At 60.4% G+C, this 24,156-nt stretch carries 22 protein-coding genes and 1 tRNA gene; 18 read left to right on the top strand and 5 right to left on the bottom strand.

The window, feature by feature from the left end:
* Positions 1 to 3 precede the first annotated feature (3 nt).
* Positions 4 to 675 (bottom strand): Bax inhibitor-1/YccA family protein, encoded by a 672-nt coding sequence (locus BMX59_RS17000; protein WP_093123758.1) that lies wholly within the window; start codon positions 673 to 675, stop codon positions 4 to 6.
* Positions 676 to 827: 152 nt separating this feature from the next.
* Between BMX59_RS17000 and BMX59_RS16995 the strand changes: the two genes are divergently transcribed.
* The 9 genes from BMX59_RS16995 to BMX59_RS16960 all read left to right on the top strand — a co-directional run bounded on the left by BMX59_RS16995 (position 828) and on the right by BMX59_RS16960 (position 8,768).
* Positions 828 to 918: transfer RNA gene (locus tag BMX59_RS16995), tRNA-Ser, on the top strand.
* Positions 919 to 1,253: 335 nt separating this feature from the next.
* On the top strand, positions 1,254 to 1,412 hold the full coding sequence (locus BMX59_RS30485; protein WP_175486687.1) for a hypothetical protein: 159 nt from the start codon (positions 1,254 to 1,256) through the stop codon (positions 1,410 to 1,412).
* Positions 1,413 to 1,985: 573 nt separating this feature from the next.
* On the top strand, positions 1,986 to 2,552 hold the full coding sequence (locus BMX59_RS30810; protein ID WP_256572972.1) for a hypothetical protein: 567 nt from the start codon (positions 1,986 to 1,988) through the stop codon (positions 2,550 to 2,552).
* A gap of 466 nt (positions 2,553 to 3,018) precedes the next feature.
* Positions 3,019 to 3,336, top strand: a complete 318-nt coding sequence (locus BMX59_RS16985; RefSeq protein ID WP_170856081.1) for a hypothetical protein — start codon at positions 3,019 to 3,021, stop codon at positions 3,334 to 3,336.
* 421 nt (positions 3,337 to 3,757) lie between these two features.
* Complete coding sequence (locus BMX59_RS16980) at positions 3,758 to 4,507, top strand: hypothetical protein (RefSeq protein WP_071491796.1); 750 nt, start codon at positions 3,758 to 3,760, stop codon at positions 4,505 to 4,507.
* Positions 4,508 to 4,643: 136 nt separating this feature from the next.
* Positions 4,644 to 4,913: a hypothetical protein gene (locus tag BMX59_RS16975; RefSeq protein ID WP_092245155.1), complete on the top strand. Its 270-nt coding sequence runs from the start codon at positions 4,644 to 4,646 to the stop codon at positions 4,911 to 4,913.
* A 190-nt stretch (positions 4,914 to 5,103) separates the two neighbouring features.
* The gene (locus BMX59_RS16970) at positions 5,104 to 7,215 is read left to right on the top strand and encodes a TonB-dependent receptor family protein (protein ID WP_093123750.1); all 2,112 of its coding nucleotides are present in this window, start codon (positions 5,104 to 5,106) and stop codon (positions 7,213 to 7,215) included.
* An 81-nt stretch (positions 7,216 to 7,296) separates the two neighbouring features.
* On the top strand, positions 7,297 to 7,839 hold the full coding sequence (locus tag BMX59_RS16965; protein WP_071491793.1) for a sigma-70 family RNA polymerase sigma factor: 543 nt from the start codon (positions 7,297 to 7,299) through the stop codon (positions 7,837 to 7,839).
* On the top strand, positions 7,836 to 8,768 hold the full coding sequence (locus BMX59_RS16960; protein ID WP_093123747.1) for a FecR family protein: 933 nt from the start codon (positions 7,836 to 7,838) through the stop codon (positions 8,766 to 8,768). The genes BMX59_RS16965 and BMX59_RS16960 overlap by 4 nt, the downstream gene beginning before the upstream one ends.
* Here the strand turns inward: BMX59_RS16960 and BMX59_RS16955 are convergent.
* Positions 8,765 to 10,582 (bottom strand): sigma-54-dependent Fis family transcriptional regulator, encoded by a 1,818-nt coding sequence (locus tag BMX59_RS16955; RefSeq protein ID WP_093123742.1) that lies wholly within the window; start codon positions 10,580 to 10,582, stop codon positions 8,765 to 8,767. The two genes, BMX59_RS16960 and BMX59_RS16955, sit on opposite strands and share 4 nt — an antisense overlap.
* A 255-nt stretch (positions 10,583 to 10,837) precedes the next feature.
* Here BMX59_RS16955 and BMX59_RS16950 point away from each other — a divergent pair, with 255 nt between their 5' ends.
* The 6 genes from BMX59_RS16950 to BMX59_RS16925 are packed head-to-tail and all read left to right on the top strand — an operon-like array spanning position 10,838 to position 16,761.
* Complete coding sequence (locus BMX59_RS16950) at positions 10,838 to 11,932, top strand: ABC transporter ATP-binding protein (RefSeq protein WP_071491790.1); 1,095 nt, start codon at positions 10,838 to 10,840, stop codon at positions 11,930 to 11,932.
* Entirely contained in the window at positions 11,932 to 13,029 is a 1,098-nt protein-coding gene (locus BMX59_RS16945) for an ABC transporter ATP-binding protein (RefSeq protein ID WP_093123738.1), read from the top strand. Before BMX59_RS16950 ends, BMX59_RS16945 begins: the two co-directional genes overlap by 1 nt.
* Positions 13,026 to 13,892 (top strand): carbohydrate ABC transporter permease, encoded by an 867-nt coding sequence (locus BMX59_RS16940; RefSeq protein WP_010209674.1) that lies wholly within the window; start codon positions 13,026 to 13,028, stop codon positions 13,890 to 13,892. The genes BMX59_RS16945 and BMX59_RS16940 overlap by 4 nt, the downstream gene beginning before the upstream one ends.
* 10 nt (positions 13,893 to 13,902) lie before the next feature.
* On the top strand, positions 13,903 to 14,703 hold the full coding sequence (locus BMX59_RS16935; protein ID WP_071491788.1) for a carbohydrate ABC transporter permease: 801 nt from the start codon (positions 13,903 to 13,905) through the stop codon (positions 14,701 to 14,703).
* 10 nt (positions 14,704 to 14,713) lie between these two features.
* Positions 14,714 to 14,986 (top strand): DUF2160 domain-containing protein, encoded by a 273-nt coding sequence (locus tag BMX59_RS16930; protein WP_003232363.1) that lies wholly within the window; start codon positions 14,714 to 14,716, stop codon positions 14,984 to 14,986.
* Between the two features lie 32 nt (positions 14,987 to 15,018).
* Positions 15,019 to 16,761, top strand: coding sequence for an ABC transporter substrate-binding protein (locus tag BMX59_RS16925; RefSeq protein ID WP_093123733.1), 1,743 nt, complete (start codon positions 15,019 to 15,021; stop codon positions 16,759 to 16,761).
* A 45-nt stretch (positions 16,762 to 16,806) separates the two neighbouring features.
* Here the strand turns inward: BMX59_RS16925 and BMX59_RS16920 are convergent, their stop codons facing one another.
* Genes BMX59_RS16920 through BMX59_RS16910 form a run of 3 tightly spaced genes read right to left on the bottom strand, consistent with a single transcriptional unit; the run spans position 16,807 to position 19,789 of the window.
* On the bottom strand, positions 16,807 to 17,673 hold the full coding sequence (locus BMX59_RS16920) for an alpha/beta fold hydrolase (protein WP_092245170.1): 867 nt from the start codon (positions 17,671 to 17,673) through the stop codon (positions 16,807 to 16,809).
* On the bottom strand, positions 17,670 to 18,551 hold the full coding sequence (locus BMX59_RS16915) for a class I SAM-dependent methyltransferase (RefSeq protein WP_092245173.1): 882 nt from the start codon (positions 18,549 to 18,551) through the stop codon (positions 17,670 to 17,672). The genes BMX59_RS16920 and BMX59_RS16915 overlap by 4 nt, the downstream gene beginning before the upstream one ends.
* Positions 18,548 to 19,789: a YcaO-like family protein gene (locus BMX59_RS16910; RefSeq protein WP_092245176.1), complete on the bottom strand. Its 1,242-nt coding sequence runs from the start codon at positions 19,787 to 19,789 to the stop codon at positions 18,548 to 18,550. The genes BMX59_RS16915 and BMX59_RS16910 overlap by 4 nt, the downstream gene beginning before the upstream one ends.
* 902 nt (positions 19,790 to 20,691) lie before the next feature.
* Here BMX59_RS16910 and BMX59_RS16905 point away from each other — a divergent pair.
* The 3 genes from BMX59_RS16905 to BMX59_RS16895 are packed head-to-tail and all read left to right on the top strand — an operon-like array spanning position 20,692 to position 24,150.
* Positions 20,692 to 22,071 (top strand): iron-containing redox enzyme family protein, encoded by a 1,380-nt coding sequence (locus BMX59_RS16905; protein WP_093123728.1) that lies wholly within the window; start codon positions 20,692 to 20,694, stop codon positions 22,069 to 22,071.
* A gap of 10 nt (positions 22,072 to 22,081) precedes the next feature.
* Positions 22,082 to 23,026, top strand: coding sequence for a methyltransferase (locus tag BMX59_RS16900; protein ID WP_093123725.1), 945 nt, complete (start codon positions 22,082 to 22,084; stop codon positions 23,024 to 23,026).
* Between the two features lie 5 nt (positions 23,027 to 23,031).
* Positions 23,032 to 24,150: a carboxylate-amine ligase gene (locus BMX59_RS16895; protein ID WP_093123722.1), complete on the top strand. Its 1,119-nt coding sequence runs from the start codon at positions 23,032 to 23,034 to the stop codon at positions 24,148 to 24,150.
* Positions 24,151 to 24,156: the final 6 nt, after the last annotated feature.

The raw sequence follows: 24,156 nt of genomic DNA, 5'->3' as shown, positions 1-24,156 counted from the left end.
TAATCAGTCATCGCGGCTCATGATGCCGAAGATCTGCAACAGGCTGATGAACAGGTTGTAGATCGATACATACAGGCTGATGGTCGCCATGATGTAGTTACGTTCACCGCCGTGGATGATCGCGCTGGTCTGGAACAGGATGCACACCGAGGAGAACAGCACGAAACCTGCGCTGATCGCCAGTTGCAGCCCGCTGATCTGGAAGAACATGCCCGCAACCACTGCCGCCAGCAACACGAAGAAACCAACGGTGATGAAACCACCCAGGAAGCTCATGTCCTTGCGGGAGATCAGCACATAGGCCGACAGACCACCAAACACCAGCGCCGTCATGGCAAACGCCGAGCTGACCACTTCCGCGCCGCCGGCCATGCCGAGGTAACGGTTGAGGATCGGGCCGAGGATAAAGCCCATGAAGCCGGTCAGGGCAAATGCCGACACCAGGCCCCACGCAGAGTCGCGCAGTTTGTTGGTGAGGAAGAACAGGCCATAGAAGCCGATCAGCACCACAAAGATATTCGGGTAGCCAACGCGCATCTGCTGGGCCACGAACGCCATCACGCCGCTGAATGCGAGGGTCAGGGCGAGCAAGCCATAGGTGTTGCGCAACACGCGGCTGACTTCAAGCTGCTCAGCCTGCGCGTTACCATTCACTGCGTAATTCTGTTCGCGCATGGCGACACTCCTTCAGTTTTGAAACGTTCAGTCGCAAAGATCATAACAGACGCTCTGTAACAAGCTATGGCGAGAGTTTGACAGTGTGTTTCATTCGGGTATTATGGCGCCCGCTGAGACGGGATAGGCTACTATAATCCTGTGATGCACAAGGGAAATTGGCAGAGTGGTTGAATGCACCGGTCTTGAAAACCGGCGAACGTTAATAGCGTTCCCAGGGTTCGAATCCCTGGTTTCCCGCCAAGATTCAAACGAAAGCCCCGCGAATGCGGGGCTTTTGTGTTTCTGGGGTTTGGTGCGGCTACCCTGCTTCAAACCTGATCGTTTCCGCATCATTCAGGCGGTTTGCGATTGGGGCAGGTGCAGTAGTCACGACCTTCTTCTTGCGTGCGTATCGCTGACGCTAGCGCGCTCGCGAACGTTTTTTCGACGAGTGACGTGTCTAGATCAATGGTTCCGTGAGTATTGGGGTTGTCACTTCGATCTTCGGCGTCTACCCTGAAAATGTATGGATTGTTACGAATAATTTCGGAGGCGCCAGTTTTTGAGGCGCGATACTTCAGGACGAGGAACGAAACATGTTTTCACACGAGGGTCCCGCAATAGAGCTGTTGCTGTTCGTTTTTGGTCTGGCTGGCGTACTGCTCGTCGCTTGGTTTATTCATCATCAATACGAACGTAAAAACGGAAAGGGCGTTAAAAAACAACAAAATCGTAGCGAGGGTCGCTCAACCTAAGGTCCTTTCGGCTATATCCATTCGAGCCAGTCGTTTCCGGCTGGCTTTCAATGACTACTCCTCTACAGAACAGATCCAGCGATGATTTTGCCGATATGGCGCACGGATGAAATGGACGTCTGAAACCATCTTCATCCCGCGTCCCTGAAGCGCTTGGGTCAGTTGTACGAGTGTCTCTGCTTGGATAGTCATCGCTGTCACCTCATCAGATTTACTGCGTTCATAATTCCTGACCGGACGGACAACTGACTAATTCAAATTTTCTACAGCGCTGATTGGTGTATGAATCGCATTGGGGGTGAACTGCGTGACGTTTGCCCGGCTTTGCGCTCGCGCTGGGTGGCGGTATCCAGTTCACACTCCGATGCAGCCTTTTTGAAGGCGACCCATCCTCGTGGGGATCTCGACTGCGCAGCTTGATCCCACAGTCATTAGCCCATTGGATTTGTGCCATTCCTGCCAAGCTTTTCCTCGTCATCTCTTTGATTTTTTACTACTATTGTTCACCTGCGCACTCAAGGAAGAGCGGCTGAGCGCCTTGAGTCTGGTAGAAAATGTACGCTCGATCATGGATTGAGTGATGACTTTTACCCAGAACCTAACGACTCAGCCAACCCCAAATACCTCTTGGTGAAACCGATGAATAAAATGTGTGGCATCGTTGTAGTGGTAGGTCTTGCTCTCTCGGGATGCGCTACGAAAACCCCAGAAAAACCTAAAGAAACTCCCCCTCCAGCCGTCGTCCATGAAGCACCCGCTGAAGCCGCGCCTTCGACACCACCAGAAAATTTCACTGTGCGATATGAGGCTGCACCTGCGAACCCACGTCCTGTAGCCCCAATCAATGTCTCCCAGGAGGCTGCTCAGGAAGAATCTGAAACAAACTTGAACCAGAATCGCGCCGAGCAATGCCGTAAAGAGCTCGATGTTCTAAGGGTGTACAACAAGGCGTCTTACGACAAATACGAGGCGCAATACCAGGCCATTGCTGCCAAGACGGCCAAGTACATGGAAGTCAAAGACTCGTTGGGTCCTGATTTGAACTACATGGTCATGCCGGCCTATCAATTTCAAATTCGTGAGTTCTGCTTCCGGGTCAAGACCCGTTTGACGGAGCTTGTGCTTCGCCAAGCCAAATAATCGTTCCACGTCAGGGTGAGTCTTTTGCCAGTTGAAACGCTGAAAAAGATGTTCATTTCTGGTTGATTTGCCCAGGACTACAAAAGCCAATGCCCCGACACGTCGGGGCATTGGCTTCTCACCCGGTACATCTCCCCACCCGCATGGCTCAACAGGGCATCGGCATCCAGCTCATCCTCCCCGGAAAAAAGACCACGCCGATACTGCAGCCGGTTGTCCAAGACACCTGCCCAAACGTATGATCAGGCCGGGCGTCCTCTACGGTCGCCGGGACTCACCCCCTTTTCAAGGACACGAGCATGCAAAAGCACTTCGGCAATTCAGGCCTGTTCAAGGCTGCTTCGTATCGTTGCAACAAAACCCTCGGCAATGGCATCGCCCGCTGGGAGTTGAACAACAGTGCGTTGAATACGAAGGAGTTTTTGATATGTCCAAAGAACTACTCGGAGTTTCTGCTCTAGGGTTGATGGTCCTTGGTGAATTTTGTGCAATCTACAGCGAGGTAATCACCGCCCGGCTGGCTCAGGCGGGCGACGGTTCATGGCAGGCGTTCGTCATGCCGGTGGTGGTGATGTGTTTTGCCGGGCTTTGCCTGCTGGGAGCTTACTGGCTGGGGTATCGGGCGGTCGGTGATATCTGGGTGGTGACAGTCGTTTCCATCACCTCGTTATTGCTGCTGGAGCCTGTGGTGATCTGGGCGCTGTTCCAGGAAATGCCCGGGCGAGGTGCCCTGATCGGGTTTTGCCTGGGGGCTCTGGGCATGCTGGCCACGGTCTTGCTGTAGTTGCACGTTCTGGCCCGGCCAATGGGTGTCGGGCCAGATGCTGAGGGTGTTGCAGGCAATACTTTCCTGCGCCGCAGCCGCGGCTGAATTTGAAGTCGGTGACACGTTGTTCAGCAAAAAAGCTGAGCTACCGAAAGCAGGCAAATCATTTGAACAACCATTTGCGCCCGAATTGGATGTTTCATTGCCGTCACCTCCTATACAGCTGCTTATGAGCAAATGCGCAAAAAACACACGCAGCTATTGCTCTCAGTATAGGCCCTGAAACGAATCCTTCACGATTGCGCCGATTCACCTGCCCGGTGGTCTCTGCTTACAACTATCTGCCTGGATCCACTGCACTTTTTTGGATTTCTCCGCTCTATCCTTTTCCCAGCCCTGCCGATTTCCCGCGTGGGCAGATGAATCAGATCGGGTGCCGATGGATCGCACATTTCCTCGTTTCAACCTTCAACGCGGTTGCCAGCCCTTGCTGCTCGCCGCTGTGTTGATGCTCTGCGCCAGCGGTTGCAGCCAGCAACAGGGGCGGGATATCGCCAAGCAGTTCAGCAACGGCAAACCCGATGAGTTTTTCCAGACCAGTGTCGACCGCATGGCCACGCTGGGCATGCGCGACAACCTGCAAAGCCTGTATCTGCTGATGAACAAGCTCTATTTGCGCAACCCCAGCCAGTGGCGTCAGTCGGGTTATCCAGATGCGGTCAGCGCTGCGCGAGAGATCCGCCAGGCCATCGAGCAACGTCGATCGCTGCCGGCCCTGGATGATCGCCGCGACTTGGCGGCGCTGAGTTATTCCCTGAGTCCGGAGTTCAAAGGCGATCGTGTCGGCGCGTTTATCTACGCCATCGGCAGCATGATCGTGACCGCCCACGGTGGGCGTACTGAGTTCTACATCACCGATTCGATCAACCCGCAGTTTGTCAGCAACGCCGCGCGCAATATCGAGAAGGCCACCTGGCTGCTGAGCAAGCGCCAGGATGCCAATGGCGTGCTGCTGTTGTTCTCCAACGAGATATCGGAGGAGGGCAGCAACCTCAGCTTCGCGGTGGAGTTCGGCAAGATCGTTGCGCGCCTCGACCTGCTGACCCAGATGCTCGACGAGCGCTACCGGCGCATCGGTCTCAATTACGCGCAGAGCTTGTTGCTGATGAATTTTCTGCCGGTGCAATAAAGCTCGGCTTCCTCGGGTGATTGGTACGGTGTTTCGTTTTCCCTTGTAGGAAGAGGCCTATCTTGTACCTCGATGGTTGAAACACCCTGTACTCATCAATAGCCTCGGATTTTTCCGAAAGCTTGAGGCCTCTACCATGGGTAAGCAAAAGACGGTTTGGCCCACTGATCGCGAAATACGTTTGCGTTTTATCCTTTTTGCCGTGATCGATGCGGCGAGTGTCCAAGGCGTTTCTGCCGAGGTGTTGCTGCCAGCGCACAAGTTATTGCGGGACTCGCCGACCGAGGCGCAATTATTGGAAGCGCTGGACAAAATCCTCAGTGCGGATGAAATGTATGGATTCCGGTTTGCTCCGGGATCAGAAGCAGATGAACTGATGCAAACCTGGCTGATACCCTCCCATTGAGGATTGACACTGCAACTGTGGCGAGCGGGACAAGCCCGCTCGCCACTTCCAGCTGCTCTGCCACCCTCGTGCAGCGAATAGTCTTGGTCCGACGTTGGTGTGGGAAGGGTCTGGTCCGTTAATAAGGAGTGACCTGGCGGGCGCCCCTGTCTTCCCACCAGGTGCCCCCCGAATTCCAAGGACCTGCCCGATGCTGCTGCGCCAACCTCCGCTCTTGTTTGCCGCCCTGACCTTAAGCTCACTGGTGCACGCCGAAGACCTGCAATTGGCCCCGGTCGAAGTCACCGGCAGCCAAGCCAGCGACGGTGAAGTGGCCCAGGCGCAACTCAAGAGCGTGCCCGGCGGCACCAACTATATCGACATGAACAGCGTGCAGCAGGGAAGGGTGAGCACCAACGAAGACGTGTTCAAGTACCAGGCCGGAGTGTATGCCAAGGCGGCCAACAACGAAGGGGTGAAACTCTCGATTCGTGGTTCGGGCCTGAACCGCAGCCCCGGTGCCCATGCCTCCGGCTTGTATGAAATGTTCGATGGCCTGCCACTCACCGGCCCCGGCGGCACGCCTTATGAGCTGAAAGATCCCTTGTGGCAAAGCCGGGTCGAAGTGCTGCGCGGCGCCAACGGTTTTGATCAGGGCGCGTTGGCCTTGGGTGGCGCGGTCAACTATGTGACCCGCACGGGCTACGATGCACCCAAGCTGCAACTACGTTACGAAGCGGGCAGCAAAGGCTACGCCCAGCGCGAGATCAGCTCGGGCCAGGTATTGGGGGATGCCGACTACTACATCAGCCTCACCGATTCCGAATCCGACGGCTACCAGCGCCAGAGCGCTGCCACCGGCAAAGGCGTGGCCGCCAACTTCGGCTACCGCTTCAACCCGGACCTGGAAACCCGCTTCTACTTCCGTTACCGCGAAACCACCAACGACACCCCAGGCAAACTCACGCGCAGCCAGATCAGCCACGACCCGCGTGCGGCCAACAGCCTCAACGCCGCCCGGGATTCCAAGCGCCTGCAACCGGGCTCCACCTGGATCGCCAACAAGACCTCCCTGCAATTGGACGACAACGCGCGGGTCGAAGTTGGGCTGGCTTACCACGACTACCCGATGGACTTGCGCGAAGGCACCAACCGCCTGAAAGTCGCCTACACCGATATCAGCAGCACCCTCAATTACATCCGCCAGGACACGCTGTTCGGCCATGACAGTAAAACCACTGTCGGCCTGCGCACCACCCAGGCGATGCCCAATAACGGCGCTTCGGAGTACGTGCGCACGCCCGCCGGCAATACCGCAACCTACGCACCCGGCACCAAGACCCGCGACTACAGCTACCTGGGCTCCGACACCGTGTTGCATATCGGCAACGACCTGGAACTGGTGCCTGACCTGTGGCTGACCACTGGCCTGGCGGCGATCTATACCCGCCGCGAGACCCAGGTCACCTACCCTGAAGGCCAGGCGCCGCTCAGCCAGCACGACTGGGACTACGCACCACGCATCGGCCTGCGCTACGACTTCACCCCACAATTGCAGGTGTACGGCAACCTGAGCCGCTCGGTCGAGCCGCCGCATGCGTGGTCGATGATCTGGGGTTCCAACAAATACTTTACCGGTGGTCCGGCCAAAGGCCTGGCACGGGAGGGCGTGAGCCTGAAAAACCAGACCGCCACCACCCTGGAGATCGGCGGGCGCGGTGAGGCCTGGCTCGGCCAGTGGGACCTGGCCCTGTACCGCTCCGAAGTGCGCCACGAATTGCTCAGCGTGGAAACCCAGGCGCAAACCTCTACCAGCAATGCCATCGTCGCCGAGTCCAACGCCAGCCCCACCGTACACCAGGGTGTGGAACTGAGCCTGCTCAGCCCGTTGTGGGACGGCGGCCGCAACGGCCGGATTGCGCTGCGCCAGGCCTACACCTTCAGCGACTTCCATTACCGCGACGATGACCGCTTCGGCGACAACACCTTGCCCGGCATCCCCAGGCACTACTATCAGGCGCAATTGCGCTACAGCCATCCGACGGGTTTCTACACCAGCCTCAACACCGAGTATTCCTCACGGGTGGCGGTGGACTACGCCAATTCCTACTACGCCGCGTCCTACACCCTGCTCGGCGCCACGTTCGGCTACGACGCGCCCAAGCAGGACTGGCAAGCCTGGGTCGACCTGCGCAACCTGACCAACCGTCGTTACGCCAATACCGTGACGCCGGGTTATGACGACAAGGGGTTGGATGTAGCGCGTTCTACGCCGGCGGATGGCCGTGGCATCTACACCGGCGTGTCCTGGAGCTGGCGTTAAAGACAGGCCCTTGCCCCAAGCGGGTTTTACTGGCATTGTTCGCGTAATTGGTAACTCTTCCCATTTGAGATCTTTTTGCGCATGCATGACATTCCGGCCGCGCTGGGCGACTCCGTTCGCCAGCAGACCCTCACGGCGATGTACAGCGAGCACCACGGCTGGTTGCACGGCTGGCTGCGCAAGAAACTCGGGTGTTCCCAGCAGGCCGCCGACCTGGCCCATGACGCGTTTATCCGCGTCCTGATGCTGGCCGAGCCGCAGAGTATCAAGGAGCCTCGCGCTTTCCTGGCCACCACGGCTGGTCGGTTGTTGATCGACAGTGCCCGTCGCCGTCGTATCGAAAAAGCCTACATGGAAGCCCTGGTGATCCAGTGCGAAGACGCCGACATGCCCGACCCGGCTGCGATTCATGTGGCCTTGCAAGCCCTGGAGCGTATCGCAGAGATGCTCGCCGGCTTGCCTTTCAAAGCCCGCGAAGCATTCCTGTTGAGCCGCCTCGACGGGCTGACCTACAGCGAAATCGCCCTGCGCCTGGACGTTTCCTCCAGCACCGTCAAAAACTACATTTCCAGCGCCCTGGTGCATTGCTACCACAGCCTGCACCCGGCAGACCCGCTGGCATGAGTTCCGAGCAGATCATCCAGCAAGCCGCACAGTGGCTGACTCGCCTGCACGACGAAGGCGTGACCGACGCCGACCGCCAGGCGTTCAACACCTGGCGCCAGGCCGACCCGCGCCACGCCGTGGCCATCGAGCGCATGAGTGCGTTATGGGGCAGCCTCGATGCCTTGCCCGCCAAGCCAGCGCGCATTGCCCTGAACCGCGCCTTCACCCCGCGACGCCCACGTGGCGCACAGGTGGTGGGTGTGCTCGGCCTGGTTTTGTGCGGCTGGCTGGGCCTGCAACACTTGCCGGTGTGGATGGCCGACCAACGTACCGGTGTCGGTGAGCGTCGGCAGATCGCCCTCGAAGATGGCAGCCAGTTGCAGCTCAACAGCAACTCGGCGGTGGATGTGCAGTTCGACGGTCATCAACGGGTGATCGAACTGCTGCAAGGCGAGCTCTGGGTCGAGGTGGCGAAGGATGCGCAACGGCCGTTCGTGGTCCGCACCGACCAGGGCACGGCCACTGCGCTGGGCACGCGTTATCTGGTCAAGCGCGCGGCAGACGGCACCACGGTGGTCACGGTGATCGAGTCCACGGTCGCGATCAAAGGCGATGCCGGCGATGGGGTCAAGGTCACGGCCGGCCAGCGTTCGGTGCTCGACCACGGCCGCGCCCAGCCGCCGCAAGCCATCGGTGACAGCGATCCCGACGCCTGGACCCGCGGCCTGCTCAAGGTCAACGACCAACCCTTGAGCGAGGTCTTGCAAACCCTCGCCAGCTACCGCCACGGCTTGCTGCGTTTCGACCCCCAGGCCCTGCAAAACCTGCGGGTGTCCGGGGTGTTCAAGCTGGACGACACGGCGGCGGCGTTGTCGTCACTGGCCGATAACCTGCCGATCCAGGTGGAGTACTTCACCGACCTGCTGGTGGTGGTCAAGCCGCGCTAGCCTTCGTTCTGGCGCAGGCGTTTGTACAGGGTATTGCGGCTCACCCCCAGCTCTCGTGCCAGATGGGAGATATTGCCGCCGGCAGCTTTCAAGCGCTGGTTCAGGTCGATGCTGTCATCCAGGTACTCACTGGCGGGCGGCGGCGCCGCGACGTTCAAATCCACGAAGAAATCGTCCGGCAGGTGCTCTGCACGGATCGGCTGTTCCTCGGCCATGGCCAGCGCCACCTGCAACACACTGCTCACCTGGCGCAAATTCCCCGGCCACGGGTGCTGCTCGAACAGCGCCAGTACTTCGGCGCTCAGGCCCGCCCATTGAGTCGGCTCGCGGTGTTGCTGCCACAGTTGCTGGAACAGCGCCCGCTTGTCGGTGCGCTCGCGTAACGGCGGCAGTTCCAGGGTCAGGCCGCCGATGCGGTAGTACAAATCCTCACGGAAACGCCCAGCCTGTACCAGATCCCGCAGTGCACGGTTGGTGGCCGAGATGATGCGCAAATCCACCGGGAACAACTCGCTGCTGCCTACCGGTTGCACGCAACGCTCCTGCAACACCCGTAGCAAGCGGGCCTGGGTGGGCAGCGGCATATCACCGATCTCGTCGAGAAACAGCGTGCCCTTGTCGGCCTTGCGGATCAGGCCGATGCTGCCTTTCTGGTTGGCGCCGGTGAACGCGCCCTTTTCATAGCCGAACAGCTCCGATTCCACCAATTCGGCGGGAATCGCCGCGCAGTTCACCGCGATAAATGCCTTCTGGCTGCGCGAGCTGGCGTGGTGCAGGGCTTTGACGAACACCTCCTTGCCCACGCCGGTTTCGCCGTGAATCAGCAGCGGGATGTCTTTCTCCAGCAGGCGCTCGGCCTGGCGCACGGCTTTCTCGACGCGCGCGTCGCCGAAATGCAAAGTCTTGAGGCCAATCGGCGCAGGCTTCGATGGCGCCGGCTCGGTGAACACGCGCGCCTGCACCGGCATCTGCCTGGGGCGCTTCAACAAGCACTGGAAGCGATTGCGTCCCGCCGCTTGCAGGGAGAAGGGCAGGCCTTCCGGTTGGTTCAACAGTTCCAGCAACGATATCTTGAACAGGCTGTCGATCATCACCCGCGACAGGCTGATGCCCAGCAGGTTGTCGGCACGTCGATTGGCCGACAGCACCTGGCCGCTTTCATCAAAGATCAGCAGGCCGGCCCACTGGCTGTCGAGGTTGCTCAGCCCGGTGTTGAAGGTCAGCTGGAAATGTTCGCCGCGAAACAGGTTGAGGATCAGCCTGTTCTCCACGGTCTGGCTCATCATCTTGACCATGCCCAGGGTGTGGGAGGGCGGCAGGTAGCTGTCGCTGGACACATCCAGCACCGCGATGATCTCGCGCTGGGCGTCGAAGATCGGCGCCGCCGAGCCGGTCATGAAGCGGTTGGCCTTGAGAAAGTGTTCATCGTGTTCGATATGCACCGCCTGGGCGCAGGCCAACGCGGTGCCGATGGCATTGGTGCCGCTGGAACGCTCCATCCAGCTGGCGCCGGGGTTGAAACCACGGGCCAGCTTGGGCTCGATAAAGCGCTGGGTGCCCCAACTGGTCAGCACCTGGCCCTGGTTGTCGGCCAGCATGATCAGGCAGTTGGAATTGCTCAGGATGTTCTCGTAGTAGGGCAGCACTTCCTGGCGGGTGGTCTGCACCAGCGAATGCTGGCTCTCCAGCAATTGGTTGATGCCCTCGGCAGGGAGCTGGTCGAAGCTGGGCGTGCTCTGGTGGTCCAGGCCAAAGGCGCGGCAACGGCGCCAGGATTCCTGGATAAGGGTGTCGTGAGCCAGTGGTTCGGCCATGGGGTGACCTTCGTTTTTATTGTTATGGGGTCTTGCGCAACGGACTGCTGGAAATCATTCCACTGTATTGGTCGTCAGAGTGTTGTTCAGAACTGTTCATTGTCAAGGCCCTGACTGTTCAGTTGTTCAGCCAAATTGTTCACTCCTGAACATCGCTTTCAGCTGATTTCCTTGCACATCAACCACTTGTCGTTTTGGCACGAAACTCGCTCTGTCACCTGGCCAGATTCATTCCAATAATAAAAAGGTCGTGTCATGTCATTGACCCTGGAACATGTCTCCCGCGTTGTCGAAGGCCAGACCTGGATCGACGACGCCAACCTGCGTTTCGAAGCCGGTTCCTTCAACGTCTTGCTCGGTCGCACGCTGTCCGGCAAGACCAGCCTGATGCGCCTGATGGCCGGCCTGGACAAGCCCGACAGCGGCCGCATCCTGATGAACGGCGTGGATGTCACGCAAAAACCGGTGCGGCTGCGCAACGTGTCGATGGTGTATCAGCAGTTCATCAATTACCCGACCATGACCGTGTTCGAAAACATCGCCTCGCCGTTGCGCCAGGCGGGTGTGTCCAGCGAGCTGATCCAGAGCAAGGTGCTGGAAACCGCCAGGATGCTGCGCATCGAAAAATTCCTCCAGCGTCACCCCCTGGAACTCTCCGGCGGCCAGCAGCAGCGCACGGCCATGGCCCGCGCACTGGTCAAGGATGCCGAACTGATCCTGTTCGATGAGCCGCTGGTGAACCTGGACTACAAACTTCGCGAAGAGCTGCGTCAGGAAATGCGCGAACTGTTCGCCGCACGCCATACCATCGCGATCTACGCCACCACCGAGCCCAACGAAGCCCTGGCCCTGGGCGGCACCACGACCATCCTCCACGAAGGCCGGGTGATCCAGAGCGGCAAGGCGGCCGAGGTGTATCACCAGCCGCAGACTGTGCTGGCCGCGGAGTTGTTTTCCGAGCCGCCGATCAACCTGATGCCGGGGCGCATCAGTGGCAATGAAGTGAGCTTCGCCAATTTCGTGCACTTCCCACTCAACGTCGACCTGCGTCCCATCGGCGAAGGCGAGTTCCGGTTCGGCGTACGCCCCAGCCACATCAGCCTGGTGCCGAGCAACGATGACGACCTGGAGCTGGCGGTCACCGTGGAAGTCGCCGAGATCAGCGGTTCGGAAACTTTCCTGCACGTGCGCAGCGAACATTTCCTGCTGGTGCTGCACCTGCCGGGGGTGCACGAGTACGACGTCGACGCGCCGATCCGCGTGTATATCCCCACCCATAAACTGTTTGTGTTCGATGGCCAGGGCCGTTTGGTCCAGGCTCCCGGACGCCGTGTCGCGAGGGTTGCCTGATGGCCGAGATCCATTTGCAGAACCTGGCGCACAGCTACAGCCCTGCGCCGAAAGGGCCTGAAGACTACGCTATCCGAGCAATGAACCACGTGTGGGAGCAGGGCGGGGCCTACGCCTTGCTCGGGCCGTCGGGCTGCGGCAAGTCGACGTTGCTCAACATCATCTCCGGCCTGCTCAGCCCGTCCGAAGGCCAGGTGCTGTTCGACACTCAAGTGGTCAACGACCTCACCCCGGAAAAACGCAACATCGCCCAGGTGTTCCAGTTCCCGGTGGTGTACGACACCATGACGGTGTTCGACAACCTGGCGTTCCCGCTGCGCAACCAGGGCATGGCCGAGGCGAAAATTCACAGCAAGGTGCAGGAAATTGCCGAAGTCCTCGACCTGCAAAACCTGCTGACCAAAAAGGCGCGCAACCTCACCGCCGACGAAAAACAGAAAGTCTCCATGGGCCGTGGCCTGGTGCGTGACGACGTATCGGCGATCCTGTTCGATGAGCCGCTGACGGTGATCGACCCGCACCTCAAGTGGAAACTGCGGCGCAAGCTCAAGCAGATCCACGAGCAATTCAACATCACCATGGTCTATGTGACCCACGATCAGCTGGAGGCCTCGACCTTCGCCGACAAGATCGCAGTGATGTACGGCGGGCAGATCGTGCAGTTCGGCACGCCGCGTGACCTGTTCGAACGGCCGAGCCACACCTTTGTCGGCTATTTCATCGGCAGCCCAGGGATGAATCTGATCGAGGTGCAAGCCGAGGCGGGCGGGGTGCGCTTTGCCGAGATTCATTTGCCCTTGTCCGAGGCGTTGCAGCAACGTATTGCCAACACCGACTACAAGAAGCTGCAGGTCGGCATCCGCCCGGAATTCATCCACGTATGGGACGAGTACAACCCTGACGCCCTGCAGGCCGATGTCACTCATCTCGAAGACCTTGGCACCTACAAGATCGTCACCCTCAACCTCGATGGCGCGCTGCTCAAGGTGCGCCTGGCCGAAGACAAGCCCGTGCCGGAAGGCAAGGCGTCCATCAGCTTTCCGGCGCAATGGCTGATGGTGTATGCCGACGACTACCTGCTGGAGGTGCAGCCATGAACAAGGTGCAGAACAACAAGGCCTGGTGGCTGGTGTTGCCGGTGTTCCTGCTGGTGGCGTTCAGTGCGGTGATCCCGATGATGACCGTGGTCAATTACTCGGTGCAGGACATCTTCGACCAGTCCAGCCGCTACTTCGTCGGTGCCGACTGGTACAAGCAGGTGCTGCTCGACCCGCGCCTGCATGACTCGTTGCTGCGTCAGTTCATCTACTCGGCCTGTGTGCTGCTGATCGAAATCCCGCTGGGCATCGCCATCGCCCTGACCATGCCGACCAAGGGCCGCTGGTCGTCGCTGGTGCTGATCATCCTCGCCATTCCGTTGCTGATCCCGTGGAACGTGGTGGGCACCATCTGGCAGATTTTCGGTCGCGCCGACATCGGCCTGTTGGGTTACAGCCTCAATGCCCTGGGCATTAGTTACAACTACGCCGCCAACACCATGGACGCCTGGGTCACGGTGTTGGTCATGGACGTATGGCACTGGACCTCACTGGTGGCGCTGCTCTGCTATTCGGGGTTGCGGGCGATTCCGGACGTGTACTACCAGGCTGCACGGATTGATCGTGCATCGCCCTGGGCGGTGTTCCGACATATCCAGTTGCCGAAGATGAAAAGCGTGCTGCTGATCGCGGTGATGTTGCGGTTCATGGACAGTTTCATGATCTACACCGAGCCCTTCGTCCTGACGGGCGGTGGACCGGGTAACGCCACCACGTTCTTGAGTCAGACCCTGACCCAGATGGCCGTAGGCCAATTCGACCTGGGCCCGGCGGCGGCGTTTTCGCTGGTGTACTTCCTGATCATCCTGTTGGTGTCCTGGCTGTTCTACACCGCCATGACCCACTCCGACGCCAACCGCTGAGGCCGCCAACATGAACAAGAGAAAGCTGATACCGCTACTGATCTACATCCTGTTCCTGCTGGTGCCGATCTACTGGCTGCTGAACATGTCCTTCAAGAGCAACACCGAAATCCTCGGCGGGCTGACGCTGTTTCCGCAGGACTTCACCCTGGCCAACTACAAGGTGATCTTCACCGACCCGAGCTGGTACACCGGTTACCTCAACTCGCTGTACTACGTGAGCCTGAACACGGTGATCTCCCTGAGTGTGGCGCTGCCGGCGGCCTACGCGTTTTCGCGCTACCGCTTCCTCGGTGACAAGCACCTGTTTTTCTGGCTGCTGACCAACCGCATGGCGCCACCGGCGGTGTTTCTGCTGCCGTTCTTCCAGTTGTACTCGTCCATTGGGTTGTTCGACACGCACATCGCCGTGGCCCTGGCCCACTGCCTGTTCAACGTGCCGTTGGCGGTGTGGATCCTGGAGGGTTTCATGTCCGGCGTGCCCAAGGAAATCGACGAAACCGCCTACATCGACGGCTACTCGTTTCCGAAGTTTTTCGTGAAGATTTTTATCCCGTTGATTGGTTCCGGCATCGGTGTGACGGCGTTTTTCTGCTTCATGTTTTCCTGGGTCGAACTGCTGCTGGCGCGCACCCTGACCTCGGTCAACGCCAAGCCGATTGCGGCAGTGATGACACGCACGGTGTCGGCATCGGGTATCGATTGGGGCGTGCTGGCGGCGGCGGGGGTGTTGACTATCCTGCCCGGCATGCTGGTGATCTGGTTTGTTCGCAACCACGTGGCCAAGGGCTTTGCCCTGGGCCGGGTCTGAGGAGTCGATGATGGAATGGATGGCCTGGACCACCCCCACCGCGCTGTTCTTTGGCGGCATAGCCCTGATCCTCGCGGGCATGACCACCTGGGAGCTGCGTTCGCCGAGTATCCCCCGGCGGGGCTTTTTGCCGATCAGCACCACCCGTGGTGATCGTTTGTTTATCGGTCTTCTCGGCAGCGCCTACCTGCATTTGCTGGTGATCGGCGTTACCGACTGGAGCATCTGGGTAGCGTCCGCGCTCTCCCTGGTATGGCTGTTGAGTGTGATGCGTTGGGGCTGATGCCCTTATGAATAAACAACCAGGAGGTCTCTATGTTGAATAAGAACAATAAGCTGCGACATAGCATTTCATTGGCCGCCGTACTGGCTATGAGCGGTTTGAGCGCTTCGGCCTGGGCCGATGCGTACGAAGATGCCGCGAAAAAATGGATCGGCAGCGAGTTCAAACCGTCCACCCTCACGGCCGACCAGCAGTTGGCGGAATTGAAGTGGTTTATCAAGGCCGCCGAACCGTTCCGTGGGATGAAGATCAACGTGGTGTCGGAAACCCTCACCACCCACGAGTACGAGTCCAAGGTGCTGGCCAAGGCCTTCACTGAAATCACCGGGATCAAGCTGACCCACGACCTGTTGCAGGAAGGCGACGTGGTGGAGAAGCTGCAGACCCAGATGCAGTCCGACAAGAACATCTACGACGGCTGGGTCAACGACTCGGACCTGATCGGTACGCACTTTCGCTACGGCAAGACCGAATCCATCACCGACCTGATGGCCAACGAAGGCAAGGATTTCACCTCGCCGACCCTGGATATCAAGGACTTTATCGGCATTTCCTTTACCACCGCGCCGGACGGCAAGATCTATCAGTTGCCCGACCAGCAGTTTGCCAACCTCTACTGGTTCCGCGCCGACTGGTTCGAGCGTCCGGAGCTGAAAGCCAAGTTCAAGGAAAAATACGGCTACGACCTCGGCGTACCGGTGAACTGGTCGGCCTATGAAGACATCGCCAAGTTCTTCAGCGAAGACGTCAAGGAAATCGACGGCAAGCGCGTGTATGGGCACATGGACTACGGCAAGAAAGATCCGTCCCTGGGCTGGCGCTTCACCGATGCCTGGTTCTCCATGGCTGGTGGCGGCGACAAGGGCCTGCCCAACGGCCTGCCGGTGGACGAGTGGGGCATTCGCGTGGAGGACTGCCACCCGGTGGGCTCCAGCGTCACCCGTGGCGGCGACACCAACGGCCCGGCCGCAGTGTTTGCCACGCAGAAATACGTGGACTGGATGAAAGCCTACGCGCCGCCGGAAGCGGCGGGCATGACGTTCTCCGAATCCGGCCCGGTGCCGTCCCAGGGCAACATCGCCCAGCAGATCTTCTGGTACACCGCGTTTACCGCCGACATGACCAAACCGGGCTTGCCAGTGGTGAATGCCGACGGCACGCCGAAATGGCGTATGGCGCCGTCGCCGGTGGGACCTTACTGGGAAAAGGGCATGAAGAAGGGCTATCAGGACGTAGGCTCCTGGACCTTCCTCAAGTCGACGCCTGAGAAACAGAAACTCGCGGCCTGGCTTTACGCGCAGTTCGTGACCTCGAAAACCGTTTCGCTGAAGAAAACCATCGTCGGCCTGACGCCGATCCGTGAGTCCGACATCAACTCCCAGGCCATGACCGACATGGCGCCGAAACTCGGTGGCCTGGTGGAGTTCTACCGCAGCCCGGCCCGCGTCGAGTGGACTCCGACCGGCACCAACGTGCCGGACTACCCACGCCTGGCGCAACTGTGGTGGAGCAACATCGCCGCCGCCGCCAGCGGCGAGAAAACTCCGCAACAAGCGCTGGACAACCTGGCCAAGGAACAGGACGCGATCATGACGCGCCTGGAACGCTCCAAGGTGCAACCGGTGTGTGGCCCGAAAATGAACCCCGAGCGTGACGCGCAATACTGGTTCGACCAGCCGGGCGCGCCGAAGCCGAAGCTGGCCGACGAGAAACCGAAAGGTGAGACCGTGGCCTACGGCGACCTGCTCAAGCAGTGGGAGGCGGCGCGCAAGTAATAGCGGTCAGTGGAGGAGGGCATTACGGCACGCTTGCGTGCCGTTTTACTGTCCCCTGTTTGTCGCCATCAGGCTTTGCTCAATCCCACTCACCAGTACGGGATCGAAGGCGTCATGCCCGGCGCGAAACAGCCGGCATTTCAACAATGCCCGCTGACGCAACCAACGCAGGCTCGACAACCCGACAGGGTCATGGATGCCCTGTATCACTTGGCAGCTACAGCGCAGCATCAGCCCCTGATCCTGTTCGTGAAAAAAATAGCCGGCACGATGGTAGTGCACTTCCAGGCGAATCGCGCGCACGGCGACATCGTCGATAAAGTGCTCCAGGGCGGCCTTGTCCATGCGTTGGCGATTCAGGTGCAGCGCCGCGCCGACCCACGCCAGCGCCGCCTGGCGCTGCAGCTGCCGGCAAGGTTGGTCGAGGTCCTCGCACACCTGCTCGAACGACGTGAACGCCTTGGCGCTCAAGTACCGAGTCAAGGCGTGGTGGTAGATCACCAGATTCTCCGGGCTGGGGACGAACAGCGATGCCAGTACCAACCGGTGTACGTGCGATGGACGCTGCCAGGCATACTTCAACGCCAGCCAACTGCCCCAGGAAACCCCGAGCACAGTGATTTGGGCAAAACCGAAATGCTCGCGTAGCGTCTCAATGTCGTCGATGATCCGTTCCGTTTCGTTGCCTAGCCGCTCACCGTGAGGGGTTGAGCGCCCGCCACCGCGCTGGTCGAACAGCACGATATCGAAGTGCTCCAGGTTGAAAAACGCCAGGTGATCACGGCTGGAGCAGCCGCCTGGTCCACCGTGCAGGAAGAACACCGGCTCGGCGCCTTCCCGACCGTGTCGCTCCCAGTACAACTGGTGGTTATCGGATACCGGCAAGTAACCGCTGCTTTGAAGGTGCGTCATGCAGAAGGACGGGTGAGCTGGTAGAACTGGAACAATTCAAGCTGGCCCGGCCGGGCCGCGATACAGGCTTCCAGGGTGATGCCCAGTGTTTGTGCAACCCAGCGAACTGCCGGCAGCACGGGCGTATGGCCAAATACCAGGGCCACGCCGCCTGGCTTGAGGCTTCCGAGCAACGTGCGCAGCAAGGTGTCGGCATCATGCCGGGTGACCACTTCGGCATTGAGGAAGCGCAGGATCAATGCATCACAGGCAGGGCTTTCGCGTGCGGCGTCCGCTTGCCTGAAACGTACGGGCAAGCCGGCGTGGCGCTGCGCTGCATAGCGGACCATCGAAACCGAAAGGTCCGAGCCCAGGCACAGGCAGCGGGGGAGTGCCTGGGCCAGATGAGCGATCAACTCGCCGGTTGAGCACGCCGGGTCATGGATCAGCGCTCCCGGCTTGAGGCGTTCGCGCAGTACGGCGACACAGCGTTCGCGAAAGTGCGCTTCATCAATGTTCAACTGCGCGGCACGCGCATCGTCGCACTCCCAGAAGTCTGGCGGGCAGATGAACTCCTCGGCGTGCGGCCCCAGTGGTGGGTAGGGAAAGCACACTTCGCTGTGGGCATTGCGTCGGGCTTCGATAAATGCATGATGCTTGGCCGCGGCTGTCGTGGCTTGATAAAACAACGCAACACCTTCATTGCTCCAGTGTTGCTCGGTGAGCGGGCCCAGCAGCATGGCCGGGTGCAAGATGCTGCTCAGGCGGCGTTGCCCCTGGTGGGCGGGCAACGGTCTGTTGCGGCCAGCCCAGCGAACGCTTCCGGTATCCAGTACAAACAGCCGAGCCAGCCCGAACCCCAGCGGCTCCAGATGGCGTTGCAAGGACGCGGCGCTCATCGCGAGACACCCAGCGGCTCACCGCGCAGGCGCCGGCCGCGTTGTTGCGGCACCACGATATTGCCGGTAGAGACCAGGAAAAACCGTTCCAGCCCAGGGATCACTACCTGCACGAGCGTAGTACCGAGCCGGCTTTGAAACAGGTTGCATACACCGGGTGTCAGGTTGTGGCGGGCCATGTCGTCCACCAGACGGGTGATCTGCTCGCCGAGATCCGATAGGGGCTCGTGCTCGTGCAGTAGCACCCACTCGACAGGTTGCGCCATCAGGTGTTCCGGGGAGAATTGCAGGCAGCGTTGCAGGCGCGCGAATGGGGCAAGATGCCGCTGGGCATTGAGCAAGTGGCGGCTCAAGAGCGGTTCGGCCGCCAGCGCCTGCAGTTGTGCAAGTTCTGCCAGCGCACGCCAGGCCGCATGAGTGGGCGTCAGGGAGGTGCCGCTGCCGTACACCACGGGCGTTGTCGAAGGCGTATTGATGAACGCCAGGCAGGTGGTCGTACAGAACTCACGGCTGATGTCCAGCACAACCACTTCGGCGTTGAACTGCTGACGCAGTGCATCCAGCACGCTCCTGGACTCGGGATCGAGGCTGTGTGGCTCGACCCGGCGCAGGCCGGATGGGTGCTGATAGTAAAAGTGTTCCAGCAGAAACAGAGACAGGGCATCCCGTTCAATATTTTCATTCAAGGCATGGAGCAATGCCTCGTCGCGGGTGGCGCCGATGGCGGTTCCGCTGTTGCTCGAATAACGGCGCAGCGCGCGCAGGTCAGTCGGATCGTCGTGCAGCGGTTGTTCGCAGTAGCGCGGGCAGGTCAACGCCAGTGGGTAGGAAAACCACTGATCATCCACCAGGCTGCGGTAGGTGCGGCAGACGATGGCGTCTTCTTGCTGTGCCGTCAGCATTGCCAGCGCGCTGTCATCGTCAAACCGTGAGTCAGCGGCAAAGTAACTGGACGCCTGGCGATGAAGAGGCGACGCGTGCAGGTCGTCGCTCAAATAATGCTCCAATGCTTCATAGAGTGCGCCGACACGTGCCGCTGCCAGATGGCCCTTGCCGGCGCCGCGTGCGACTTCGGTGGATTGCGCGTTATACAGGTGGGCCTGTACGCACAGCGCCTCATCACCCACGGTGCGCAGGCGCGCGCGCAACTTGAGTGCACTCAATTGGGCGAGTATCTGTTGGTGCGCATGGGTCAGGGACTGGCTGCGTTCAGGGACGATGGCATGGTGGGTATGCATGGCGATGACTCCCGGGGAGGAGGAGAGGCATGGCCTCTCCCGGACTCACTTACTCGGCTTCCAGCTCGGCTTTTTCCGTGTCAGTGAGTTGCAGCGCCTCGATGAAGTCGTCCGTATGCTCCTGCTCCAGTTGTTCCATCTCGGCGATTTTGTTTGCGTTCAAGCTAGCCATGTATCCCATATCTGAACCTCTTTTGTTGTTTGATTGGGTGGAGTCGCGTGCTCTCGATGAGCACGGCTAGAACCTATAAAAAATGGGGACTGTCAGGCAAATGTGAGCAACTGTTGCGAAGACCACGGCGCGGGGCGGTGGAAACAAATCCATTCACTCCAATTGTTGACCATTGCCGAAAGGGGGGGATGCCCAAAAACCACGGGCTGCGCCTGCGGTGATAGCCATCGTCCAACGATGCGCCCATTAGGGCGTTGCCGTGGGGAGCTGCTGGATATTCTTTCGGGCGCGTTGGGCTTTTCGCGATGTTGAAACGGTGGTGAGCGCCCAGGGAGGTGATCGTCGTCGGGGTACTACAGAACCTGTCGACATCGTTTACAAAAAAACCGATGCGGCATGCCCGGTTCCTGCATACAGCCTTTACTGGCTGTTACGCCGCTGGCGTTTGTAATCGCCTGGAGTCCGCGCCGTATCCCGCGCCGGTGGTAGCCTTTGCGCCCGGCTGAACGCTCTGGTGGAGGCGCAGCATGTGCCGCAAAGTGACCCCACCGTGGCGGGAGGCATTCAAGACCGTACCGCTCCTGACCGTCGATCCGCCCCTCTTCAACCCCGATTGAATTTTCCGCACACCACGATGCTCTTCACTTTAGAAGCGTGTGGTACTGAGCGCTCTTGCGGGGCCTCCTTGTCGGGAGGCCTGGTTGTATCGGACTTTGTGGAAACTGCCATCATGACGCTTCTTACCGCGTTGTCGGGCCAGCCGGCCTCCATCACCCCTTCAGCTCCTGGCCAGTACCAGGGGATTTATCAGCAGCTCTATGGTGAAGCCCAGGGCGCTGAACGGGCGGCGCGGGAGTTCCTGCAAGCGCAGTTGGCGCAGGTGCAGGACCGCCCCGGCGACTTGCCCCCGGTGCCCGAGGAACTGCCCGCCTGGGTCGAGCAGCGTTGCGCGCAGGTGGCCCAGGCCTATGCCGATTACCTTGAACAACGCCAACAAGGTCGGCCACGTCGCTATTTCCAGAACAAGGCCCATGCGCTGTATTTCCTGCAACACGTAGCCCCGACCAAACAGGTCGACGGCGCTTGGCTCAATGGCCTGCTGCGCCACTGGCTGGACCCCCGCTTTGACGGTCTGCTCACCACGTATCTTGAGGAACTGGGCGATGGTATAGCTGCACAGAACCATGTGGTGATCTACCGCAAACTGCTCAGCGAGCACGATGCCGACAGCGAAGCGGGCCTTGAAGACGCGCATTACCTGCAGGGCGCCCTGCAAATGGCCTTGGGCCTGTGCGCGCAGGACTTTCTGCCCGAGATCATCGGCTTCAACCTGGGCTACGAACAGTTGCCCCTGCACCTGTTGATCACCGCCTACGAGTTGAGCGAACTGGGCATCGATCCGTATTACTTCACCCTGCACGTGACCATCGACAACGCCAGCAGCGGCCACGCCTGCAAGGCAGCGCAGTCGGTACTGAGCCTGCTGCCGCTGGGCGAGGGCAGGGCGGATTTCTACCGCCGGGTGGCCGAGGGGTACCGCCTCAACGACCTGGGCCCGGGAACCACCGCGATTATCAGCGGTTTCAACCTGCAGGACGAAGTGGTCGCGATGCTCGAGCGCAAGCGCAGCTTCGGCCAACACATGCACTCGGACTATTGCCGCTTCGAAGGCAAGACCGTCAACCAGTGGCTGGGTCAGCCGGGGCAGATCGGCGCCTTTCTCCAGGCACTGGAAGACAAGGGCTGGATCAAGCGCAACCAGGACCCGGCCGAAAGTCGATTCTGGCAACTGATCGAGGGCGCAGGCGCGGCGATGTTCGGCGTGTTCAGCGGCTATGAAAAACAGATGCTGCACGATTGGATCGCCGGCGACTGGATCAGTGACAAACGTGTGCCGCCCGTGCGGCCCGGGCGCGGCAGCCGGTTTTCCCGCGAGCAGCAACGCCCGACGGACCCGGACACCCAGGCGCTGGTTGATTCATTGTGCAACCTGTCCGATCAACAGCAGCTCAACGCACTGATCCCGTGGATGTCGGCGCGACGCCATTGCACGCCCGCCGGGTTGTACGCGACCCGCCGCTTTATTCAATTGCGCGCGCGATTGCGCTAAGGAACTTCCCATGTTTGCACAACACCTGGCCGATCGCGCCCTGTTGAACCTGGGCCGCGGGTTGAAGCAGCGCGGCTACCGTTTCATCACCCCGACTCCCTTGACCCACGAACGCGTCTATCAACGTCGGGCTGCCTCCCAGGCATCGGACCTTCGCGACGTATTCGGCTGGTCGATGCCGTTTGACCGCGACCTGGTGCCCGACACCTTCCGCGAGGACCTGCAACAAGCCGATCTCGTCGAACCGCATGGCGCGCTGTGGCGCAGCGCGGTGCGTTGGTCCAGCCTGGACGATCTTCTGTTTGCGCATTCCGCATACCCCACCACTGAACCGGATGCCGTGTTCTTCGGCCCCGACAGCTACCGCTTCGCCCAGGTGATCGAAGCCCATCTGCAACAGCGCTTCGAACCGCTCAAGCGCGCCGTGGATATCGGCTGCGGCGCGGGTGTAGGGGCACTGGTGATCGGCCGCGCTCGACATGACGCGCAGGTGTTGGCGGTGGATATCAACCCGCGCGCCCTGCGCATGACCGCCGTGAATGCCGAGCTGGCCGGGCTGAGCAATGTCAGCGCCTACCACAGCGATGTGCTGGCAAGCGTGGAGGGCGAGTTCGATTTGATCGTGGCCAACCCGCCGTACATGAATGATGACCGTCAACGCGCCTATCGCCACGGTGGCGGTGCATTGGGTGAGCAGTTGTCGGTGCGCATCGCCGGCGAATCCCTGGGTCGCCTGGCCCGTGGCGGCAGCCTGGTGCTGTATACCGGTGTGGCGATAGTCGCGGGCGAGGACCCGTTCCTGGCGGCGGTCAAGCCATTGCTCGGCAGCGATGCGTTCGGCTGGACCTACCGTGAACTGGACCCTGACGTATTTGGCGAAGAGTTGGATAAGCCGGGCTACGAGCGGGTAGAGCGGATTGCGGTGGTCGCGCTCACCGTCACCCGTCTGCGCTGAAGGTCATGCTCACTTTCGGTATCGAAGAGGAATACTTCATCACCGACCTGCACACGCGGCACATGGTCGGCGAACCGTCGGCGGCGGTGCTGGCGGCCTGCCGGCAGGCGATTGGCCCGGGCTTCGCCCTCGAGATGTTCCAGGGCCAGATTGAGGTGGCATCCCCGGTGTTCAAGGCCAGCAGTGAGGCGGCGGATTACCTGGCCACCGTGCGCCACAACCTCGCCCGCTCCTTGGGCGCATTCGGTCTCGGTGTGGTCTGTGCCGGCAGCCATCCCTTGGCGGCATGGCGCGAGCAAACGGCCACCGACCGCGTGCATTTCCAGCAATTGTTCGAAGACATCCAGTACGTCGCGAGTCGCAGTGTGCTCTGTGGGTTGCACGTGCATGTCGAGGTGCCGGCCGGAATCGACCGCATCGCGGTGATGAATCAGGTCTCGCCCTGGTTGCCGTTATTGCTGCTCCTCAGTTGCTCGTCACCGTTCTGGGAGGGCGCACCCACAGGGTTCATGAGCTATCGCCAGGCCGCGTGCGATGAGTGGCCACGCATGGGCGTTCCCGAGCACTTCACCGATTGGTCGGCGTACTTGCGCTATTTGGCATTGCTGCAGCGCGTCGGTGCGATCAAGGCCGATGGCAACGGGTGGTGGGGCATTCGGCCTGCGGCGCGTTATCCCACCCTGGAACTGCGCATGACCGATGCCTGCCCCAGGCTGGCGGATGCGTTGGTGCTCGCCACCTTGTTTCGGGTAATGGTCACTCATGCCTGTGCCCTGGAACATCCCGGCGCCGGGTTCACCGCCGAGGCGCGCTGGCTGCTCAAGGAGAATCGCTGGCAGGCCAAGCGCTACGGTGCTGCGGGCAGCTTTGCGCTGGATGACCAGGGGACGATGGGCACTGCTGAACAGTGGCTGCTAGAGGCGCAACGCATCTTTGCGGCCACCGCCGAGGCCATGGGCGAGCCTCAGGTGTTTGATGACCTGCATAGGTTGCTGGCGTCAGGCAACAGCGCCGTCGATCAATTGCACTGCCATGCCGACGCCCGGGCCTCGGGCGCCGATGAGCACGTGTGTCTGCAGCAAGTGGTCGACCGCCTGCTGGCCCAGAGTCGCGCTGCCCATTGACCTACT

The organism is Pseudomonas sp. NFR09 (genome assembly GCF_900111535.1).
Classification (GTDB): Bacteria; Pseudomonadota; Gammaproteobacteria; order Pseudomonadales; family Pseudomonadaceae; genus Aquipseudomonas; species Aquipseudomonas extremorientalis.
The sequence above is the reverse complement of the archived record's forward strand: the minus strand, read 5'-3'. Positions and strand labels throughout refer to the sequence as shown.

Bases quoted from the DNA above. Each gene is read 5' to 3' on its own strand.
- BMX59_RS16900 (WP_093123725.1), top strand. From the start codon at position 22,082: ATGTTTGCACAACACCTGGCCGATCGCGCCCTGTTGAACCTGGGCCGC.
- BMX59_RS16895 (WP_093123722.1), top strand. From the start codon at position 23,032: ATGCTCACTTTCGGTATCGAAGAGGAATACTTCATCACCGACCTGCAC.
- BMX59_RS30485 (WP_175486687.1), top strand. From the start codon at position 1,254: ATGTTTTCACACGAGGGTCCCGCAATAGAGCTGTTGCTGTTCGTTTTT.
- BMX59_RS16945 (WP_093123738.1), top strand. From the start codon at position 11,932: ATGGCCGAGATCCATTTGCAGAACCTGGCGCACAGCTACAGCCCTGCG.
- BMX59_RS17000 (WP_093123758.1), bottom strand. From the start codon at position 675: ATGCGCGAACAGAATTACGCAGTGAATGGTAACGCGCAGGCTGAGCAG.
- BMX59_RS16980 (WP_071491796.1), top strand. From the start codon at position 3,758: ATGGATCGCACATTTCCTCGTTTCAACCTTCAACGCGGTTGCCAGCCC.
- BMX59_RS16975 (WP_092245155.1), top strand. From the start codon at position 4,644: ATGGGTAAGCAAAAGACGGTTTGGCCCACTGATCGCGAAATACGTTTG.
- BMX59_RS16965 (WP_071491793.1), top strand. From the start codon at position 7,297: ATGCATGACATTCCGGCCGCGCTGGGCGACTCCGTTCGCCAGCAGACC.
- BMX59_RS16940 (WP_010209674.1), top strand. From the start codon at position 13,026: ATGAACAAGGTGCAGAACAACAAGGCCTGGTGGCTGGTGTTGCCGGTG.
- BMX59_RS16955 (WP_093123742.1), bottom strand. From the start codon at position 10,582: ATGGCCGAACCACTGGCTCACGACACCCTTATCCAGGAATCCTGGCGC.
- BMX59_RS16920 (WP_092245170.1), bottom strand. From the start codon at position 17,673: ATGACGCACCTTCAAAGCAGCGGTTACTTGCCGGTATCCGATAACCAC.
- BMX59_RS16935 (WP_071491788.1), top strand. From the start codon at position 13,903: ATGAACAAGAGAAAGCTGATACCGCTACTGATCTACATCCTGTTCCTG.
- BMX59_RS16915 (WP_092245173.1), bottom strand. From the start codon at position 18,551: ATGAGCGCCGCGTCCTTGCAACGCCATCTGGAGCCGCTGGGGTTCGGG.
- BMX59_RS16970 (WP_093123750.1), top strand. From the start codon at position 5,104: ATGCTGCTGCGCCAACCTCCGCTCTTGTTTGCCGCCCTGACCTTAAGC.
- BMX59_RS16905 (WP_093123728.1), top strand. From the start codon at position 20,692: ATGACGCTTCTTACCGCGTTGTCGGGCCAGCCGGCCTCCATCACCCCT.
- BMX59_RS16925 (WP_093123733.1), top strand. From the start codon at position 15,019: ATGTTGAATAAGAACAATAAGCTGCGACATAGCATTTCATTGGCCGCC.
- BMX59_RS16950 (WP_071491790.1), top strand. From the start codon at position 10,838: ATGTCATTGACCCTGGAACATGTCTCCCGCGTTGTCGAAGGCCAGACC.
- BMX59_RS16960 (WP_093123747.1), top strand. From the start codon at position 7,836: ATGAGTTCCGAGCAGATCATCCAGCAAGCCGCACAGTGGCTGACTCGC.
- BMX59_RS16985 (WP_170856081.1), top strand. From the start codon at position 3,019: ATGGTCCTTGGTGAATTTTGTGCAATCTACAGCGAGGTAATCACCGCC.
- BMX59_RS16930 (WP_003232363.1), top strand. From the start codon at position 14,714: ATGGAATGGATGGCCTGGACCACCCCCACCGCGCTGTTCTTTGGCGGC.
- BMX59_RS16910 (WP_092245176.1), bottom strand. From the start codon at position 19,789: ATGCATACCCACCATGCCATCGTCCCTGAACGCAGCCAGTCCCTGACC.